Annotated in this window: 21 protein-coding genes; 20 read left to right on the plus strand and 1 reads right to left on the minus strand. The window is 44.2% G+C overall.

Translation table 11 applies throughout. The features are described from left to right. Positions 1–203 precede the first annotated feature (203 nt). From spoIIQ to fabZ, 7 genes are all read left to right on the plus strand, one after another. A complete protein-coding gene (gene spoIIQ, locus K8O68_RS08185; RefSeq protein ID WP_230896420.1) occupies positions 204–1,040 on the plus strand; it encodes a stage II sporulation protein SpoIIQ in 837 nt (278 codons plus the stop codon). A 324-nt stretch (positions 1,041–1,364) separates the two neighbouring features. Then, the gene (gene spoIIID, locus K8O68_RS08190; RefSeq protein ID WP_093053145.1) at positions 1,365–1,646 is read left to right on the plus strand and encodes a sporulation transcriptional regulator SpoIIID; all 282 of its coding nucleotides are present in this window, start codon (positions 1,365–1,367) and stop codon (positions 1,644–1,646) included. 799 nt (positions 1,647–2,445) lie between these two features. Then, the gene (mreB, locus tag K8O68_RS08195) at positions 2,446–3,450 is read left to right on the plus strand and encodes a rod shape-determining protein (protein WP_230896421.1); all 1,005 of its coding nucleotides are present in this window, start codon (positions 2,446–2,448) and stop codon (positions 3,448–3,450) included. A 105-nt stretch (positions 3,451–3,555) separates the two neighbouring features. Next, positions 3,556–4,380 carry a flagellar hook-basal body protein gene (locus tag K8O68_RS08200; RefSeq protein ID WP_230896422.1) on the plus strand — a complete coding sequence of 275 codons (825 nt, stop codon included), beginning with the start codon at positions 3,556–3,558 and terminating at the stop codon, positions 4,378–4,380. Between the two features lie 54 nt (positions 4,381–4,434). Then, positions 4,435–5,265, plus strand: coding sequence for a flagellar hook-basal body protein (locus K8O68_RS08205; protein ID WP_230896423.1), 831 nt, complete (start codon positions 4,435–4,437; stop codon positions 5,263–5,265). Positions 5,266–5,356: 91 nt separating this feature from the next. Further along, positions 5,357–6,304 (plus strand): DNA-directed RNA polymerase subunit beta, encoded by a 948-nt coding sequence (locus K8O68_RS08210; protein ID WP_230896424.1) that lies wholly within the window; start codon positions 5,357–5,359, stop codon positions 6,302–6,304. Positions 6,305–6,603: 299 nt separating this feature from the next. Beyond that, positions 6,604–7,038 carry a 3-hydroxyacyl-ACP dehydratase FabZ gene (gene fabZ / locus K8O68_RS08215; RefSeq protein WP_230896425.1) on the plus strand — a complete coding sequence of 145 codons (435 nt, stop codon included), beginning with the start codon at positions 6,604–6,606 and terminating at the stop codon, positions 7,036–7,038. Between the two features lie 90 nt (positions 7,039–7,128). Here the strand turns inward: fabZ and K8O68_RS08220 are convergent, their stop codons facing one another. Beyond that, on the minus strand, positions 7,129–8,010 hold the full coding sequence (locus K8O68_RS08220) for a LysR family transcriptional regulator (RefSeq protein WP_230896426.1): 882 nt from the start codon (positions 8,008–8,010) through the stop codon (positions 7,129–7,131). A gap of 168 nt (positions 8,011–8,178) precedes the next feature. Here K8O68_RS08220 and K8O68_RS08225 point away from each other — a divergent pair, with 168 nt between their 5' ends. The 13 genes from K8O68_RS08225 to pgsB all read left to right on the plus strand — a co-directional run bounded on the left by K8O68_RS08225 (position 8,179) and on the right by pgsB (position 18,148). Then, positions 8,179–9,282 carry an ABC transporter ATP-binding protein gene (locus K8O68_RS08225; protein WP_370640504.1) on the plus strand — a complete coding sequence of 368 codons (1,104 nt, stop codon included), beginning with the start codon at positions 8,179–8,181 and terminating at the stop codon, positions 9,280–9,282. Then, positions 9,269–10,336 carry an ABC transporter substrate-binding protein gene (locus tag K8O68_RS08235; protein WP_230896427.1) on the plus strand — a complete coding sequence of 356 codons (1,068 nt, stop codon included), beginning with the start codon at positions 9,269–9,271 and terminating at the stop codon, positions 10,334–10,336. The genes K8O68_RS08225 and K8O68_RS08235 overlap by 14 nt, the downstream gene beginning before the upstream one ends. Before the next feature lie 21 nt (positions 10,337–10,357). Next, positions 10,358–12,022 carry an ABC transporter permease gene (locus K8O68_RS08240; RefSeq protein WP_230896428.1) on the plus strand — a complete coding sequence of 555 codons (1,665 nt, stop codon included), beginning with the start codon at positions 10,358–10,360 and terminating at the stop codon, positions 12,020–12,022. Positions 12,023–12,041: 19 nt separating this feature from the next. Continuing rightward, a complete protein-coding gene (locus tag K8O68_RS08245; RefSeq protein ID WP_230896429.1) occupies positions 12,042–13,298 on the plus strand; it encodes an MBL fold metallo-hydrolase in 1,257 nt (418 codons plus the stop codon). A gap of 265 nt (positions 13,299–13,563) precedes the next feature. Further along, positions 13,564–13,983 carry a hypothetical protein gene (locus K8O68_RS08250; RefSeq protein WP_230896430.1) on the plus strand — a complete coding sequence of 140 codons (420 nt, stop codon included), beginning with the start codon at positions 13,564–13,566 and terminating at the stop codon, positions 13,981–13,983. Positions 13,984–14,053: 70 nt separating this feature from the next. Next, positions 14,054–14,212: a hypothetical protein gene (locus K8O68_RS08255; RefSeq protein ID WP_230896431.1), complete on the plus strand. Its 159-nt coding sequence runs from the start codon at positions 14,054–14,056 to the stop codon at positions 14,210–14,212. 121 nt (positions 14,213–14,333) lie between these two features. Next, the gene (locus tag K8O68_RS08260; protein WP_230896432.1) at positions 14,334–14,708 is read left to right on the plus strand and encodes a DNA primase; all 375 of its coding nucleotides are present in this window, start codon (positions 14,334–14,336) and stop codon (positions 14,706–14,708) included. 68 nt (positions 14,709–14,776) lie between these two features. Next, complete coding sequence (locus K8O68_RS08265) at positions 14,777–14,944, plus strand: hypothetical protein (protein ID WP_230896433.1); 168 nt, start codon at positions 14,777–14,779, stop codon at positions 14,942–14,944. Between the two features lie 173 nt (positions 14,945–15,117). Next, positions 15,118–15,360 carry a DNA primase gene (locus K8O68_RS08270; protein ID WP_230896434.1) on the plus strand — a complete coding sequence of 81 codons (243 nt, stop codon included), beginning with the start codon at positions 15,118–15,120 and terminating at the stop codon, positions 15,358–15,360. Positions 15,361–15,428: 68 nt separating this feature from the next. After that, a complete protein-coding gene (locus K8O68_RS08275) occupies positions 15,429–15,593 on the plus strand; it encodes a hypothetical protein (protein WP_230896435.1) in 165 nt (54 codons plus the stop codon). A gap of 294 nt (positions 15,594–15,887) precedes the next feature. Then, positions 15,888–16,073 carry a hypothetical protein gene (locus K8O68_RS08280; protein ID WP_230896436.1) on the plus strand — a complete coding sequence of 62 codons (186 nt, stop codon included), beginning with the start codon at positions 15,888–15,890 and terminating at the stop codon, positions 16,071–16,073. 342 nt (positions 16,074–16,415) lie between these two features. Next, positions 16,416–16,787 (plus strand): hypothetical protein, encoded by a 372-nt coding sequence (locus K8O68_RS08285; RefSeq protein ID WP_230896437.1) that lies wholly within the window; start codon positions 16,416–16,418, stop codon positions 16,785–16,787. Positions 16,788–16,969: 182 nt separating this feature from the next. After that, positions 16,970–18,148 carry a poly-gamma-glutamate synthase PgsB gene (gene pgsB, locus K8O68_RS08290; RefSeq protein ID WP_230896438.1) on the plus strand — a complete coding sequence of 393 codons (1,179 nt, stop codon included), beginning with the start codon at positions 16,970–16,972 and terminating at the stop codon, positions 18,146–18,148. Positions 18,149–18,153: the final 5 nt, after the last annotated feature.

Consider the following 18,153-nt stretch of genomic DNA (forward strand, 5'->3'; position numbering starts at 1 on the left):
AAAAGGGAACAAGGTCGTTATATGCCTCGTCCGCCTTTTTTTAAAATTAACCCAAAATATTGTTTACATATATTAACATTGGTGTATTTATTTTACTTACGTGCAATCGTTATGGGTCTGTCCCCCCATAAAAAATAAAATTTTCAAAATTATGTATATATTCTCGGCAATCTGATCAGAATGGTTGCTGAGGTGGTGATTACATGAATAATCATGAAGAAAACAAAGCTTCCAAATGGGAGCAAGTGCAGGCGAAAATGAAACGCCTGATGAAAAAGCGCTGGGCATTGCCAGCAGTGTATCTTACATTGTCCGCTGTAGTATTGTCGTCATTTTTGTGGATGACATCAACTGATGATCTCACAGATGAACAACGAGACTCTGAGTTTGATATAGAAGAGTCCGCTGATGAGTCAACTGAAGGATTAAGTGATGTATCAGAATCCACAGAAGCAGATGAAGAAGAGGCGGTTCCAGCTGTCTCCCATGATGAGGTATTTGAATTGCCTGTTGTGGACGAAAATGAAGTTGCAGTTGTAGGTATCTTTCATGACTTTGAAGCATCTGTAGAAGATCAGGAGCAAGCGTTCATTCGTTACAACAATTATTTCTACCAAAACCGGGGAATTGACCTGGCCAGAGACGATAATCAGCCATTTGATGTCAGCGCTGCAATGAGCGGTACTGTGGTGAAAGCTGAAGAAGATGCTTTATTCGGACAGGTAGTCCATATCGAGCATGAAGAAGATATCCTTACTATTTACCAAAGCCTTGACGGTGTCACTGTTGAACCTGGGCAAACGGTAAAACAAGGCGATGTCATTGGCCAAGCCGGCAGAAACCTATATAACACAGATGCAGGTGTACATGCCCACTTTGAAATTAGAAAAGACAATGTACCAGTCAATCCACTTGATTACGTGGATCAGACACTAACCGCTTTACCGGATTTCACAGATGAAGAGCAGGATGAGCAGCAAGCCCCTGAAGAAGTTCCAGAACCGGAAGAAGAAATCGAGCAAGAACGCGGAATGTCTTAAAAATAAGTAAATTAATAAGGAAAAAGCTGGGGGGACAGACCCCCCAGCTTTTTCCTTTTGTGCATTTTAGGCATATCTTCGCCATTCCTCTAATAAAATTTAACAAACCTTAATGCAACAAGAGAAGGTCGTTCAAAGAGGATGAGGGTGGCAGACGAGCGGTAGTGTGTAAAATAGGTAAAAGTCATTAGTCGATACAGAATGCACACTGTGTTTAGAACAGGGGCTGGTACTGGGGACTGAATGTTGCCGGCACCTCTGTTAACTCAGGCTGTCTTTTTCTTAGTCTTTTTGAACTCCAGAATGATAAGGGAGGCGAGAGATGTGCACGATTACATCAAAGAGAGGACTATCAAGATAGGGAGGTACATCGTAGAGACAAGAAAAACAGTCCGGACCATAGCGAAAGAGTTTGGGGTCTCAAAGAGCACCGTTCATAAAGATTTAACGGAACGGCTGCCGGAAATAAATCCCGAACTTGCAAACGAAGTAAAGACCATTCTCGATTACCACAAATCGATCCGCCATCTGAGGGGTGGTGAAGCGACAAAAGTAAAGTACAAACAATCTACTGAAAAGAGCCAGATGGCCGAAACCAAAGTATAAGCAGGCGTACAAAAGGGACAAATTTTGATGTATCGTGTATTGAAAATTTTTCTTCAGGGGGAAACCAGCATCAACTGACAAACGGGAGGAGTTAGTAAACAGAGATCTCATAACCTATTCAGTGGCACAAACAGAGCTTTCATAAACATTCAGATGCGGCTAACTATGGATTAACAATCACAGTGGAAAATTCATAAAGCCAATGAATCTAACAGGCTGGTGCCTTTTTTTGGCCCCAGTCTTCATCTTTTTGAAAAAAATTAGCCGGAAACTGCGTTTACCAGTCTGGTTCCTTCCTTTCTGAAAAAAGCTTAGCAAGCCGGCTCAGTCCCGTTATTCGCTCTGCACTTACCAGAAGACAGCCCTATTAACGAAAGTTTTTTCGTCAGCTGCTTTCATTCCTTAAGAAAGAATCTTCTATAAAGGCTTACGGTAGCCTCTTAATGCCTGATACGATCCTCACCTTTAAAAACTGTGTTTTAGCTGCCGGTAAGTGAAGAGACCGATGCATCCGCTATCAGCAGCGGGCTGGCCGAAACAAAGGTGCCGACTGCTAATAAGTTCGGCAATTTATGGAAAAGACTATGGCATACACCACCTATGACTCAAAGAAATGGCAAATTCTCCTCCTTTAAAACGACAATTTGTGATAAAATATTATATTGGATGTAAAAACTATAAATGAAGTTCTTAAAAAGCAGGTCTTTTTGAGGCGTACATATATAGTAACGGGAGAAAGAAATCAGCGTTTTGCCGGGAAAGTCAGCCAAACTAAATTACTACTGGGAGGAAACAACGAATGTTTGGAAGGGATATTGGAATTGATTTAGGGACAGCTAATATTTTGATACATGTCAAAGGAAGAGGCATCGTTTTGAACGAGCCTTCAGTAGTGGCGATTGAGTCGTCTACTAAAAAAGTCCTTGCTGTAGGCGAAGAAGCTTTCCAGATGGTAGGCAGAACGCCGGGTAACATTGTTGTCATCAGACCGTTAAAAGATGGCGTTATAGCAGACTTTGATACAACTGAATCCATGCTTAAACACTTTTTGGAGAAAATTCGTGTAAAAGGATGGTTTTCAAAACCTAGAATCCTCATTTGCTGCCCAACGAATATTACGTCAGTTGAGCAGAAAGCGATTCGTGAAGCAGCGGAAAAAAGCGGCGGAAAAAATATTTACCTTGAAGAAGAGCCTAAGGTGGCAGCTGTAGGGGCAGGAATGGATATTTACCAGCCAAGCGGGAATATGGTCGTGGATATCGGCGGAGGAACAACCGATGTTGCTGTCCTTTCGATGGGATCAGTTGTGACTGCAGAATCAATTAAAGTGGCCGGAGACCGGTTTGACAGCGACATTCTTCATTATATTAAAAAGAAGTACAAACTTCTTATCGGGGAGCGGACGGCAGAAGATATTAAAAAAGAAGTTGGCACGGTTTTTAAAGGGTCGAGAGACGAGCAAATTGAGATCCGCGGACGTGATATGGTAAGCGGGCTCCCAAGAACCATCACTGTCACTTCTGAAGAAGTCCGCTCAGCGATGGAAGAATCAATTACCCACATTGTCGTCTCTGCTAAAAACGTCCTTGAAAAGACTCCACCTGAATTATCGGCGGATATTATTGACCGCGGGATTATCATTACCGGAGGCGGAGCTTACTTGCACGGCATTGACCAGCTGCTTGCAGAAGAGCTGAAAGTCCCTGTATTCATAGCTGAAGAACCGATGGATTGTGTAGCTAACGGGACAGGTATGCTTCTGGAGAATTTAGACCGGATAAACAGAAATAAAATAAAAGTCTAATAAACCAGCGAGTTCGTCTTTAACCTTAAAGGATTTTGAAGCCGGGCCGATATAAGTAATAGAAAACTGCCTGAGAGCAGCTTCATAATCAAAGAGGTGAAAGACATGCTACGAGGATTGCACGCAGCGGGCGCAGGGATGATTGCGCAGCAGAGACGGCAGGAAATGCTGACTAATAACTTATCAAACGTGAATACGCCTGGCTTTAAAGCTGACCAGGCCTCCCTTCGCACGTTCCCGAATATGCTTATCAGCGCAATGGGAACGGACCATGCAAGGTCGCACGGGACAAACAGAGTGGGAGAGCTGGCAACAGGCGTATATATGCAGGAGCAAACACCCAAGTTTAATCAGGGCGATATGCAGGAGACAGGAAATAATACAGATATTGCTATTCTTCAGGGGCGCGTGCCGCAGGACGAAGAAACCGGCCAGAACGCTGTCCTTTTGTTCGAAACATTAAACAGTGACGGAGATCTGCGTTATACACGGAACGGAAGTTTAACAATCGACTCGGAAGGCTTCCTCACCAGTTCACAGGGATACTACATACTGGCTGCTGATGGCGAACCTGTCAATGTGCAGAATGAAACGATTCGTGTGAACAGTGACGGCGAAATTTTTTCCGCAGAAGATGAACTTCTCGGCCAAATTAACGTAGCTGTGATCAGCGACCCTGAGCAGCTTGTAAAAGAAGGGAACGGTCTGCTGCGTTATGACGGCGAAAACGACACGCCGAGCGCAATAGATAACGATGACGTGTCATACCAGCTTCAGCAAGGGTTCGTGGAGAAGTCCACTGTTGACGCATCACAGACGATGACTGAGATGATGTCGGCCCTCAGGTCGTTTGAAGCGAACCAGAAAGTGCTTCAGGCTTACGACCAGAGTATGGAGCGGGCAGTCAACGATATTGGAAGACTACGCTAATACAGCTGGCTGACAGCCTTAAGACGCGACCCTTTGAAAGCAGGTGAATAGATAATGAATCAGTCAATGATTAATTCGGCAGTAACGATGGGACAGGTGCAGACGAAGCTTGACAGCATCGGGCATAATCTGGCCAACGCCAATACGACCGGCTATAAACGCCGTGATACAAACTTCGCAGATCTTCTCGTCCAGCAGGTGAACAATCAGCCGGTGATTTCCCAGGAAGCGGGCAGACAGACCCCGTATGGCATCCGTCGAGGTGCCGGGGCTGCAATAGCGCAGACGGCCATGCGTTTTCAGCAAGGGACGATGCAGGAGACCGGACGTCCCCTCGATGTGGCTCTCACTGAACCGGGTTATTTCTTTGAAATAGCAGAAACTGAAGACGGCGACCGCCGCTTCACACGGGATGGCGCCTTTTACTTAAGCCCTAATCCGGCGGCTCAAGGGGAGAACCATCTTGTCAATTCGGAAGGGGAGTTTGTCCTATCGTCGACAGGCGAACCGATAAGCGTGCCTTCCACTTATGAAGATTTGAGAATTAATGAAGCGGGAACGATTCAGATCACCCTTGAAGACGGCACGATTGAAGATGTGGCGGAGCTTCAAATAGTAAACATTACTAAACCGCAGCTTTTAACCAGTATTGGCACCAACAGCTTTATTTTTCCCGACCTGGAAGCATTGGACGCAGATATTGGCGATGTTGTTGAAGAAGCAGCCGGAACAGAAATCATCAGCCAGTTCTCACTGGAAATGTCTAACGTGGACACTGGGAAAGAAATGGCAGATATGCTTGACGCCCAGCGATTTTACCAGTTCAACTCCCGCGCTATTGGCATTACTGACCAGATGATGGGGATTGTCACGAATCTCCGTTAGGCGAAATGAAAGAGCAGTCCTATTTCTCATATGACACACTGTCACCAATCGTGTTATTATTGATTAACAAGGAATCGACGAGGAGCCAGACATGAGTGAAGACAAAGATCAAACCAGACAATCCGGTCCCGGCAAAGAACGTGAGTCTCATACTAAAGACGAGTCAACCGGCACCGGCAGCAGTCCAAACTCACAACAGAATACAGAAACGTCACATGAGTACATGAAACCCTTTATTTCCAGAGAAAAATCGGGAGAAACGTCTGACAATGAGGATAATCCATCCCAGGACGTTCGTTCAGAGGAGGGTTCTGACTCAGATGAGGCCTCGGGTACGGCTGGTGCAGACAGCGGAATATCCGGTGAAGCTTCCCGTGACGGGTCAGCCGGAGAAGAGGGAGAAGTCCCTCCCTCTGAGTCTGAAGAGACGCAAGACCCGTTAGCCGGCACTCAGAACAGTTACAGTGAGAGCAGGGAACCCAAGGCAGCTTCGGCAGGGAATTCCGGAGTTTCTTCATCTGAAGCGAGCGAACCTGGCGAAGAAAATGAGGATGTATCTTCTTCAACAGGTGATGCTGCCGAAGGAAATGACGGTGTATCTTCTTCTGGCACAAGTGACTCTCAGGAAGGAAAGGCTGACGGCTATCCTTCTGTATCAAGTGAAGCTGAAGGCGGGGAAGAAACAGCGGAAGGGACGGATCCGTTAAGAGGCGTTGAAGAAGGTGCTGCAGCAAGTACGGCGACGGCCGGTGATACTTCTGAAGAGCCGGAAGAAGAACAAGAAGCCGAAGCCAGCAGAGCCGAAAAGAAACGGAAAGAACGGGAAGAAGGGACTTATAAAAGAGGCCGGGTCCGGTTATTTCCGATATGGCTCAGGCTTGTGTTATTAGTGCTTGCACTTGGTGTCAGTCTGGTGTTAGGTGCGATGATCGGCTTTTGGATTTTAGGGGATGGCGGCAACCCTATGGAAGTGTTTAATCCGCAAACATGGTTCCATATTTATGATATTATTTTCGAAGGAACAGAGAGCGGACGTTAAAGAGAAGGAGCTGCCCCCGAAAGGATAACTTTTAAGGGCAGCTCCTTTTTGTGTTTTTTAAAGCAGTTTAGGGAGGGCGGCGCATAATGGCGGAGCTTTGGAGCGGGTGAATGGTTAGTATTGGGGCGGGCGCATGACACTTCAAATCTAAGCATATTTAATACATGGTTAGTTCCGCATTTAGGTAAACCTTACGTAAATAAAGACCGTGCAGAACGCCACTTGTACATAAAGGGAGAAAGACGTAAACTAAAGGGGAACAGATTTATCCCCTGTTATTATGAGGAGGTCACAAACACATGCTGAACATTGAAGAAATTAAAGATATTATCCCTCACCGCTATCCATTTCTGCTTGTGGACAAGATTCTCGAAGTAGACGAAGGCAAAAAGGCTGTAGGCATTAAAAACGTCTCAGCTAATGAAGAGTTTTTTAACGGCCATTTCCCTGATTATGCGGTCATGCCGGGAGTCCTTATTATTGAAGCGCTTGCCCAGGTAGGGGCAGTAGCCATGCTGAAGAAAGAAGAAAACCGCGGCCGGCTCGCTTTTTTCGCAGGTATTGACGGCTGCCGATTTAAAGGGCAAGTCCGTCCGGGCGACCAGCTGCGTCTTGAAGTTGAAATGACAAGGCTGAGGGGAACGATCGGAAAAGGCAAAGCCATAGCGACGGTAGACGGCAAGAGTGTAGCCGAAGCGGAGCTTATGTTTGCTTTAGGCGATAAAAAAGAATAACAGAACAAAGATCCCGCCGGGTATTTCCCTCCCGGCGGGTTTTTTAATGGAAAACCCTGGGGGGTCAGACCCCCCAGAAAGATCCAATTATTACAAATTCTTATATAACTCAGTTATGAACCGCTGGAGCACTGGAGTGATCGGGCGGTCTTTTCTGTATATGAGAGTTATATAGCGATTTTTTTCAAGTTCCGGAACTTCTGCGGTCTTTACTCTCCCGGCTGTGGCCTCTTCTTCTACTGCTCTTTTAGATAAGATGGATAATCCTGAGTTCAACATTACCATCCGTCTGATTGCCTCAATATTAGTCAGTTCCATTTTAATTGATAGCTGAAGATCTTTTTCTTTAAGCCACCTGTTAATGACTTCTCTCGTTGAACCGCTCCGGTGGAGGATAAAAGGTTCAGAAACAAGATCATCGAGCCCTATCTCGTCTTTTTTGCCAAGGGGGTGGCTGAAAGGTATAACCAGGGCTAAATCATCTGCTACAAGCCTTCGTATTTCTAAAGCCTGATCTTCAAGCATCTGTTCTGAGACGATGCCAATGTCGAGCTGCTTTTCCTTAATAAGGTCAATGATCGTGGGAGTCGATGCGACTTGAACGTTTAATTGAATGTTCGGTTTTTCATTTGTAAATACACTGAAAACAGGCGGAAGGAGGTAGTTTGCCGGGATATGGCTGGCCCCTAAAAAGAGTTCACCCCTTGCGGAGGACTGGTAATCCCGCATGACCCGTTCTGTTTCATTAAAAAGACTAATAATCTCTCCGGCATAATTATTAAGTGTTACCCCCGCTGCGGTAAGCTGAATGCTGTCCCGTACCCGTTCATACAACTTAACTCCAAGGTCAGACTCAAGTTTTTTTAAATGGAACGTAATGGTAGGCTGCTTTAAACCAAGTTCTTTTGCGACCCTGGTGACACTTCTCGACTTAGAAAACCTGTGAAAGATATCAAGCTGCTGCAGGTTCATTAAATTCCCCACCTTTTTTAGTGACTTACTTATAGAAATTATCTATGCTCTCATAGATTATACATTGAAATTATTGATTAAGGATTAAAATGAGCTTAACAATAGCTTTACATTCGGCCTGTAAAGTGTGAGTTGACATTGAAAGAATGGATGAAAGGAGAGTGGCAAATGGATATTACTTTACAGGACATCGAAAAAAGCTTCGGTAAACTGCAAGCATTAAAGCCACTGAATTTAACGATAAAAAGCGGGGAATTTGTAAGCCTTCTTGGACCGTCAGGATGCGGAAAAACGACGCTCCTCCGGATTATTGCGGGACTGGAAAATGCTGATGACGGAGAGATTCAATTTGGAGATAAAACCGTTTATTCAAAGAAAAGAAGATTAAATGTTTCACCGCAAAAAAGGCACATCGGGATGGTTTTTCAGGATTTCGCTTTATGGCCCCATATGACCGTATTTGAAAATGTAGCGTACGGGCTGCGGGCTACCGGGCAAAAAGCCCATCTAAAAGAAAAGGTAAAAGAGGCGTTATCAAATGTTCAATTAGGAGACCACGCGGAGCGTTACCCGCACCAGCTTTCAGGTGGGCAGCAGCAGCGGGTGGCGATCGCAAGAGCTATTGCAAATGACCCGTCCATCATTTTAATGGACGAGCCGTTAAGTGCTCTGGATGCCACTTTGCGAGACGAGATGAGAATTCTTTTACAGTCTCTTGTAAAAAAACTCAATATGACAGCTGTTTACGTGACTCACGATCAAAATGAAGCGATGGCGATGTCTGACCGGCTTGTTGTCATGAACCAGGGAGAAATGATGCAGGTCAACACACCTGAAGAGGTTTACCAGAGGCCGGAAAATGAGACTGTCGCAAAGTTTGTAGGGAAAGGCGCCCTGATTAACGGTACACATGTCCTTTATGAAGACGTTCATTATTTAAAGCTGAATCAGAACACCGCTATCCCTTTTTCAAAAAACTTTATGGGGGAATTGCCGTATAACTCCCGCGTGACAGCAGTTATCAGACCTGAACATATTAATCTGTCGCGTACGGCACGGGAAACAGGAATCGAGGCGGAAGTTGAAACAGTAAGTTTTCTGGGAGAACGTTATGAAGTGACATTCAGAATAGGCGGTTCAGACCAATCTCTGTTTGCCTATTCGAAAAGTAAACTGTCGCCTGGGGACCATATTTTCTTTGAAGTGACCGGCAACTACATTCATGTAATGACTAATGCACATACAGGAGGCGAACGACATGAAACAGCTTAAAGGACTAATCGCAGGCTTAGGAGTACTCACTCTTACAGCATGTGCGCAGACTGAAATGGAACAGGAAAATGACGGATCAAACGCTGGAAATGGGACGGCTGACGAAAACGCTAATGGAGAAGCTGCTGCAGAAAGCCATGACGAAACTGGAACATTGACTATCTACACTTCCGGACCAGGCGGAATGGCTGAGAACCTTGTTGAAGCTTTTGAAGACGAAACGGGAATTGAAGTAGATATGTATCAGGGAACAACCGGAGACGTTTTAGGCCGTCTCGAAGCAGAACAAGGCAACCCGATTGCAGATGTCGTGGTTCTTGCCTCCCTGCCCCCGGCTATGGAATTTAAAGATCAGGGGATGACGATGGCCTATGAATCTGAATACGCTGACCGCCTCCAGGACGGATGGTATGATGACGACTACCATTTCTACGGGTTCAGCGCGTCGGCTCTAGGCATCAGCTACAATACAAATATGGTTGAAGAGCCTCCGGCAGACTGGAGTGACCTTGTAACAGAAGAATATGAAAACCAGATTGCTGTTCCGGATCCGACTCAGTCGGGGACGGCGCGTGATTTCGTGGCTGCCTATATTAACCAGGAAGGCGATGCCGGCTGGGACCTGATAGAAGAGCTGAGTGAAAACGGGCTTAGCCTTGAAGGAGCTAATAACCCTGCTCTTCAAACCGTTATAAGCGGAGCGAACAAAGCAGTAATGGCCGGTGTCGATTATATGGTTTATAACAACATCGAGAACGGTGAACCGGTGGATATCGCTTTTCCAGAAAGCGGCACAATGATTACACCCCGTCCTGCCTTTATTCTGGAGTCTGCTGAAAACGTTGATTCCGCTCAGCAGTACATCGATTTCATTTTATCTGACAGAGGACAGGAAATCGTGGCAGATGCTTATTTGCTGCCAGCCCGTACAGATGTAGATGCCCATGAAGACAGGGCAACGTTCGAAGAGATCGAACAGCTTGATTTTCAATGGGACTTTTTAGAAGAAAACACCGATGACATACTTGAAGAATTTTTAAGCAATGTCCGCTAGAACAGCGGACGGAGATTGGAGATGTTCAACATGAGAAACGCCATCCAAACGCTGAATAAAGCGTCAGCGCTGCTCGTACTGGTCATCCTTGTACTGATGCCTCTTAGTTTAGTGCTGATTAGAAGTGTGACGCCTGAAGGAGCGTTTGAAGGTTTCTCTGCTTTTTCGATTATATTTGAAGAGCAGTACCGTATCATTTTAACTAATTCGTTATTGCTTGGCTTTGGGGTGGTGATAGGGGCTTCGCTTCTTGCAGCCCCTCTCGCCTTTTTTATGGCAAGAACAGAACTTCGTAAACACCGGTGGATTGATATTGTCCTTATTATCCCTTTTATGACACCGCCGTATATAGGAGCGATGGGCTGGATTCTTTCCATGCAGCCGAACGGGTATGCTGAGCAAATGTTTCCCTTTTTAAGTGCGGTTACACCTTATTTTTTCACCTATTTCGGGATGGTTTTAGTAATGAGCCTGCATTTATTTCCATTTATTTACCTCATTATGCGCAATACGCTCGATAATATAGGTGGGAGGATGGAAGAAGCAGGCGTCATTCACGGGGGAAGTTTTTTATACCGTCTGAAAAGAATTATTATTCCCCTCTTTTTCTCAGGATACAGTATGGGCGCGCTGCTCGTTTTTGTAAAAACAATTGGGGAATTTGGCACGCCGGTTACTCTTGGGAACCGGATTGGATTTTATGTGTTAACCTCAGAAATACACCGGTACACCTCCGTATGGCCGTTGGATTTCGGCACGGCTGCTGTTCTGTCGACGATGCTTCTCAGTGTGAGTATGACCATCTGGTATATCCAGCAATGGCTTGTCAGCCGGCGCCATGATAAGGTAATCTCTGGTAAAGGGCAGACAAAAGCGTTTACCCCTCTTGGAAAATACCGGATCGCTGCCTGGCTTTACTTGGCTGGTGTGCTGGGCCTGGCCATAGGAGTGCCGTATTTCTCAGTGGTATCTACTGCATTTATGCGTGTTCAGGGAGACGGGCTCGGCTGGGGGAATTTAACTTTCCAGCATATGATCGACCTGTTTACGGGAAGCGGTCTGGAAGCCCTCTTTAACAGCGTGTGGCTCGCGGCGTTTGCGGCCACTATTAGTGCCGCAATAGGAATATGGATGGCAATTGTCATAATGCGGAAAAAGGGTGCGGCTGAAAAATCGATGGACTTCTTAAGCCTTGCGCCGAATACTGTTCCTGGCATAGTGGTTGTGGTCGGCCTGATTTTGTTCTGGAATTCCCCGTGGAATCCCGGGATGATTTATAATACCTGGATGATGCTCGTTCTCACTTATGTCGTTCTTTATTTACCTTTTACTGTGCAAAATATTAAAGCGATTTATGGGCAGCTTGGAGATTCTTTATTTAATGCCGCAAAAATGAGCGGGGCAAAGCCTGTCTATATGTTACGGACCATTCTTATACCTTTAATTATTCCCGGCATTTTAGCAGGCTGGATCATGACTTTTACGATTTCCATGCGTGAACTCGTTGGGTCACTTATTTTACGGCCGCCAAACATGCACACGTCAGCCACCTTTATCTATTCGCAGTTTGAACAGGGCACCGCTGCTCTGGGGATGGCTATGGCGCTTGTGAGCGTTGGGCTGACAACAGTGGTTCTTATCATGGTTGAACACTTTAAAAACCGTTCTCAAATGTACCGGCAGTAATAAGAGTTAGGATGATTCTATGGTGAAACTTTCTTTTTTAGGAGGGGCAGGAGAGTACGGACGCTCCTGCTTTCTCATTGAATGCGGAAAAAACACGTTAATGGTGGATTGCGGAATTATGAAAAATGCCAGGAACTTTAATGATATTTATCCACGTCTGGACAGGAAAACAGCTGAACGCGTCTCACATGTCTTCGTTACTCATTCTCATGAAGACCATACGCTCGCTCTTCCTTACTTAGTCAGCCTTGGATTTTCAGGTGACGTGCTGGCAACCGCCTCTTCCATTGACGAAACAAAAGAGTATTTCAAAGAGTGGAGAAATAAAGCTGAAGATAAAGGAAGTAACCTTCTTTACACGTTAACAGATGAGTCGAAGGTTAATTTTAAAGCGGTTGATGAACAAAAAACAAACGAGTGGATTGAGCTGAACAATGAGGTGTCCTTTAAATACGGCAGGAGCGGCCATACTTCGGGTTCAGTATGGTACGCCTTTAAAATCTCAGGCAAGACGCTGTTTTTTTCTGGCGATTACTCAATGGAATCAACTTTATTTAATTATCAGTATCCTGAGCTTACGGAAGCCCCTGAACTAGCTGTAATGGATGCAGCTTATGGAGATTACAACAGCAGGCAGGAGCATCTTATAGAAGAAATAATGAATGAGTTAAAGGAAGCCTTAAAGAGGAAGAAACGAGTGTGCTTTCAAGTCCCTTTAGCCGGGAAATCCCAGGAACTTCTTGCCGCGGTTTGTAAACGGATTGAATTAAATGAAGGCAGCTTTATTTATATGGAGAATAAACTGAAGCAGGCAAGTAAAAAGCTGGGGGACAGGCCAGAATGGCTCACTGAAAGAAGCGCGGCTTCTCTTTTTAAAAAGATAGGGGAAGCGGACAGCCCAATAGCTGAAACTGAGTCTCCTGCGGATGTTCCTCCAGGCTCCATCGGGTTTTTTACTGCCGAAAGGCTTGAGGAGAAAGATGCGTGGGCAGCCGACGGACACACTCATTTGGTCACAGCAGGACCAGAAAACGAGACGGTTAAAAAGAAAGCTCTAGAATACGGCACTTATTGCAAATTGCCATTTAACGTTCACCCGACCAAAGATGAAACAGCGGCTCTTTTATCTTATCTTAAGCCTGCTAAAACCATCTTTACCCACGGAGAACATGAAGACGTTAATAGATTGATACAAACTCTGGAGAAAGGAAACACTCATTATCTAAACATAAAATCAGGTGAAAGTGTTACTATTACCAAAAGCTGGGGGGTCTGACCCCCCAGCTTTTGGATTTTGTCCCAGCCTCAATCAAACGTTTAATTAACTATTTTTAGACATTTTCAGCCTTTATTCCATATACTAATGGACTGTTTTTTTGGAATTTGTGACTATGTGTGAAGAATATGAGAGATTATCTAAAAACAATGAACTAGGTTTTGGATTGACGATTTCGTGAAATAAGGCTGATATACACATTGCTAAATGCATTCATAAATTTTTAGCAAAAAATAATTATACTTTATCAGGAGGTATCAGCTTTATGAAGAAAGCAATTTTAACGACAGCATCTGCTGTTTTATCATTAGGAATTCTGGCAGCTTGCGGTGATGACGAGAACGTCGATATTGAAATCAATGAGAACAACAATAACGGCGGCGTTGAAGAAAATGACGGCGGCGTGAACGATGACAATGGTGTAGAGAATGATAACGGCGGTCTGGATGATAATGATGGAATGAATAACGACGATGGTATGAATAATGATGACGGCGTTGAAAACAACAACGACGGTCTCGGCGATGAGAATAATGACGGAATGGACAATAACAATGACGGACTTGGCAATAACGACGATGAAGACATGAATAATGATGATAACTATACTGATGTTGAAGTAGACACTGACGAAGATACAGATGTCGATGTAGACAATAATGATGATAATGACGAAAACTTATAATTCGTCCTCCGAATGACACAAATATTTCAAAATTTGTAGTTTAGAAGGAGTTCAAAGGAGGAATTGAGTTTTGAAGAAAAATAAAACCATTCTTTCCCTTTTATCAGGAGTCCTGGCTGCAGGCATCCTTGCAGGGTGCGGCGGTATGGACAATAACGATCCCACAGAAGATGTGAACAACTCAGACATCAATGACGGTGTCAGGGATGAAGGAAACAATAACAACTAGCCTGACAGGTAATGACTAGCAGGCAAACACGCGGCAAAGGGAAAAATCTTTTTCCCTCCGCGATTAACTAAAAATAAATTAACCATTTATATTCTAATATTTTTTACAGGAGGAATTAGTAATGAAGAAAAAAATGAGTCTATCCGTATTATCCGGGGTATTAGCAGTAGGAGTACTAGCAGCATGTGGAGATAATGAAGGTGACAACAACATGATGGACAACAACAACGGCGGCATGAATGACAACACTGAAATGAATGAAGACAATGGCATGGGTAATGACGATGGCATGAACAATGACGACGGTCTTAACGATAATGATGGTATGAACAATGATGACGGCATGAATGACAATGACGGCATGAACAATAATGACGACGACAATATGTTCAATGACGAGAACAATAACGAAGACAATGATATGTTCGACGATGAAGATGATAATGAAGATGAAGACATGTTTGATGATGAAGATAACGACGACAATAACGTTTAATTAATTAACTCCAAACCAAATGGTTTGTTAGCATAAATTAACTATTCTAAATGGAAGGATGATTTATCATGAAGAAAAAGTTAATGTTAACAGCACTATCAAGTGTAATGGCTCTGGGCGTACTTGGCGCTTGCGGCGATATGGAAAATAATGACGGCCTTAATGACAACGGCGGCGTTGAAGATAACGGCGGTATGAACGACGATGGTATGGGTAACGATAACGGGGATATGTAAGGGATCCCGGAAGTTACCGGAACTTGCGCTCACTTTGAGTGAAAGCTAAGAAAAATTCTTAATAGAGAGCCGGAATTAATCCATGGCGGCAGACGCTGACTTATGTCCGTCTGCCGCTAAAGCTCGTTTTAGGGACTTTTATAAAACTTAGTATAAAAGGAGGCGGCAGATTTATGAATAAGAAATTAACGTTCTCTTTACTGTCAGGAGTTCTGGCAGCTGGAGTTCTTGCCGGGTGCGGCGATCAGGATAATGATGACCGCATAAATAACGATACCGGCGGGCTGAATGATAATGTAGATGTTAATGATGGCGGTGTCGATGACGGCGATATACTTGATGATGAGGACATGTACGATGAAGATGATAACGACATGTTAGACGGAGAGACTGGCGACGAAAACAATAACTCATAAATTGGTGCGAAACAGTAAATAGCTATCATGAGTCTTTACTCGATTTTTAAAAAAAGGAGGGAAAGAGCATGAAGAAAAAGCTTATTCTGACAGCACTGTCAAGTGTTCTCGCACTAGGAGTTCTCGGTGCATGCGGAGACATGCAAAACAACGAACCTGTTGAGAATGACCCAATGATGGAAGAAAACAATGGCATGAATGAAGATGGTATGAATAATGACGGAGATATGTAATTAAAGCATACCCAATTAAAAAAAGGCGTGCCACTGGCGCGTCTTTTTGTGTGATGAAGACCATCCAGTTAATCCAAATATGAGAACAATTACATAATTTTATAAGGGATTGCGGTAAATTATGGGATAATTTATAAAACTTGCTGATACTATTGTCGCGTGCTATTATTCGCGGTAAGATGGCTACAGTTAATCATAAGCAAGTGATTAACCGGTATTATTTACTTATTAAGATTTAGCAGTAGCTGAGATGAGTCTTTCATTCGAATAACACAAAATAAAGGAGAGATTGTCATGAAGAAAAAATTAGCTTTAACAGCATTGTCAAGTGTATTAGCTCTAGGAGTACTTGCAGCATGTGGTGACGCTGAGAACGGCAACGATCCAATGATGGATGATAACAACGGCGGTATGAACGAAGAAATGAACAATGACGGTATGAACAATGACGGCATGGATAACAACGACGGAGATATTTAATAACGATTCCGATTAAAAAGGCGCGTTCATTGACGCGTCTTTTTTTTGTGCCTCTATTAAGGGTACATTAGGTTTGCCGGTAGCTGGTAAAAAAACTTTTTTTACAGCAAGCTTGTTTCTGACCGTCAGACATACTTTTTTACACTCAGTTACACAATTTAATGACAATTCCGGCATAATGTGAAAGACTTCATAAAACCTGCAGAATGTATTGCTGTCAGGCTGTTTACGGGGTAAGATGACCTCAGTTGATCAAAAGCACGAAAGATCAGCTATGCGGGTACTACTAAAATTTTTAAAAAAGACTCGTATAAAGATTTACTACTCAGGAGGTATTTTATAATGAAGAAGAAATTATCACTTTCTATTTTATCAGGAGTTTTAGCAGTAGGAGTACTTGCCGCATGTGGCGATAACGGCGGTGAAAACGAGCCGGGCCTTGAAAACAACAATGGCATGGACAACAATGCTGAAATGAATGAGAACGACGGTATGGACAATAACGAAGGTCTTGAAGATAATGAAGGTCTTGAAGACAATGAAGGCCTCGAGGATAACGATGGTATGGAAAATAATGACGGCCTTGAAGATAATAATGAATTTGGCGAAGAAGACAACGATGAAGAGTTCGGTGACGACAACGAAGAACTCGATAATGAATTTGACGAAAATGACGAGTTTGATGACGAAGAAAACGATCTAGGAAACGACTAATAGAGCAACTGGTTAGAGAGGTGATTTTTCACCTCTCTTTTTTATTTGGCTTCTATCCTTCAGATTTTCCTCAGGCTTTTCAAAACTTCAACTCTTCCTCAGGCTTTTCAAAATATTCCTCTGCTAAAATCAGCTTTTTTACACAGACTAAAGATAATTTAGACTGTGGAAGGAAGTTACTTATGTATTTGATCCCTCTTTCAGCAATTATAATTTTAACTCTTGCGGTCATTGAGAGAATAAAACACCAAAAAAATGTGGAAAGTATTCCAATAAGGATAAATATAAACGGCGTACGCGGCAAGTCTACTGTTACAAGGCTTGTCACCGGTATTGTCAAAGAGGCGGGCTATAAAACGATAGGCAAAACGACAGGAACGTCTGCCAGAATGATCTACTGGGATACACCTGAGGAGAAGCCCATTTTGCGGGACCCGGAAGGGCCTAATATTAAAGAGCAGAAAAAGGTGGTCCAGGAAGCGGCTGATCGGGGAGCAGAAGCCCTTATCAGTGAATGTATGGCAGTCAATCCTGATTATCAGATTACCTTTCAGACGATCATGCTCCAGGCTAATATCGGGGTGATTGTGAATGTGCTGGAAGACCACATGGATATGCTTGGCCCTTCATTAGACGATGTGGCTGAATCTTTTATATCAACCATTCCATATAACGGCAAGCTGATTGTAAATGATTCTCCGTATGTGAGTTTCTATTTGAAAGAAGCTGAAAAAAGAAAGACGAAACTGATCGTCGCGGACGCTTCTCAAATCTCTGAAGACTTTTTGCGTCAGTTTCCATACGTGATTTTTCCGGAAAATGCGGCTTTGGCTCTTGCTGTGGCCGAGGCGCTTCAAATCGATGAAGAGACCGCGCGCCGGGGGATGCTTAACGCACAACCTGACCCGGGGGCTTTGAGAATAGAAGAAATTGAAAGTGACGGGCAGAAATCACCGTTTGTGAATGCATTTGCGGCGAATGACGCCCATTCGACGCTGTCGATCTGGCGGCGGGTGGAGCAGCTTGGTTATGAGACTGAGCGTCCCGTAGTTATTATGAACTGCCGTGAAGACAGGGTGGATCGGACTGAACAGTTTGCGAGGGATGTTCTTCCTGAAATGAAGATATCGGTTCTCGTTTTAATCGGTGAAAGCGTCGGTCCCATTACAGAGGCGGTCGGCAATGGTTCGATTCAGCCGGGAGAGCTTGTGAATATGGAAGGCAAAAGCGTGGAAGAGGCGGCAGCTGCTGTTAAACAGAGGGTTAACGGTGAGGTTGTGTTCGGGATTGGCAATATTCATGGGGCGGCGGAAGAGCTGCTTGTTTATTTGAAGGAAAGTGAAACGGTGGAGGCTGTTTAATAGGG

This window comes from Salipaludibacillus sp. CUR1 (assembly GCF_021028955.1).
GTDB lineage: Bacteria > Bacillota > Bacilli > Bacillales > Salisediminibacteriaceae > Salipaludibacillus.

Bases quoted from the DNA above. Each gene is read 5' to 3' on its own strand.
- K8O68_RS08280 (WP_230896436.1), top strand. From the start codon at position 15,888: ATGAAGAAAAAATTAGCTTTAACAGCATTGTCAAGTGTATTAGCTCTA.
- K8O68_RS08265 (WP_230896433.1), top strand. From the start codon at position 14,777: ATGAAGAAAAAGTTAATGTTAACAGCACTATCAAGTGTAATGGCTCTG.
- fabZ (WP_230896425.1), top strand. From the start codon at position 6,604: ATGCTGAACATTGAAGAAATTAAAGATATTATCCCTCACCGCTATCCA.
- K8O68_RS08205 (WP_230896423.1), top strand. From the start codon at position 4,435: ATGAATCAGTCAATGATTAATTCGGCAGTAACGATGGGACAGGTGCAG.
- K8O68_RS08220 (WP_230896426.1), bottom strand. From the start codon at position 8,010: ATGAACCTGCAGCAGCTTGATATCTTTCACAGGTTTTCTAAGTCGAGA.
- K8O68_RS08250 (WP_230896430.1), top strand. From the start codon at position 13,564: ATGAAGAAAGCAATTTTAACGACAGCATCTGCTGTTTTATCATTAGGA.
- K8O68_RS08225 (WP_370640504.1), top strand. From the start codon at position 8,179: ATGGATATTACTTTACAGGACATCGAAAAAAGCTTCGGTAAACTGCAA.
- spoIIQ (WP_230896420.1), top strand. From the start codon at position 204: ATGAATAATCATGAAGAAAACAAAGCTTCCAAATGGGAGCAAGTGCAG.
- K8O68_RS08200 (WP_230896422.1), top strand. From the start codon at position 3,556: ATGCTACGAGGATTGCACGCAGCGGGCGCAGGGATGATTGCGCAGCAG.
- K8O68_RS08270 (WP_230896434.1), top strand. From the start codon at position 15,118: ATGAATAAGAAATTAACGTTCTCTTTACTGTCAGGAGTTCTGGCAGCT.
- K8O68_RS08210 (WP_230896424.1), top strand. From the start codon at position 5,357: ATGAGTGAAGACAAAGATCAAACCAGACAATCCGGTCCCGGCAAAGAA.
- pgsB (WP_230896438.1), top strand. From the start codon at position 16,970: ATGTATTTGATCCCTCTTTCAGCAATTATAATTTTAACTCTTGCGGTC.
- K8O68_RS08275 (WP_230896435.1), top strand. From the start codon at position 15,429: ATGAAGAAAAAGCTTATTCTGACAGCACTGTCAAGTGTTCTCGCACTA.
- mreB (WP_230896421.1), top strand. From the start codon at position 2,446: ATGTTTGGAAGGGATATTGGAATTGATTTAGGGACAGCTAATATTTTG.
- K8O68_RS08245 (WP_230896429.1), top strand. From the start codon at position 12,042: ATGGTGAAACTTTCTTTTTTAGGAGGGGCAGGAGAGTACGGACGCTCC.
- K8O68_RS08240 (WP_230896428.1), top strand. From the start codon at position 10,358: ATGTTCAACATGAGAAACGCCATCCAAACGCTGAATAAAGCGTCAGCG.
- K8O68_RS08260 (WP_230896432.1), top strand. From the start codon at position 14,334: ATGAAGAAAAAAATGAGTCTATCCGTATTATCCGGGGTATTAGCAGTA.
- K8O68_RS08235 (WP_230896427.1), top strand. From the start codon at position 9,269: ATGAAACAGCTTAAAGGACTAATCGCAGGCTTAGGAGTACTCACTCTT.
- K8O68_RS08285 (WP_230896437.1), top strand. From the start codon at position 16,416: ATGAAGAAGAAATTATCACTTTCTATTTTATCAGGAGTTTTAGCAGTA.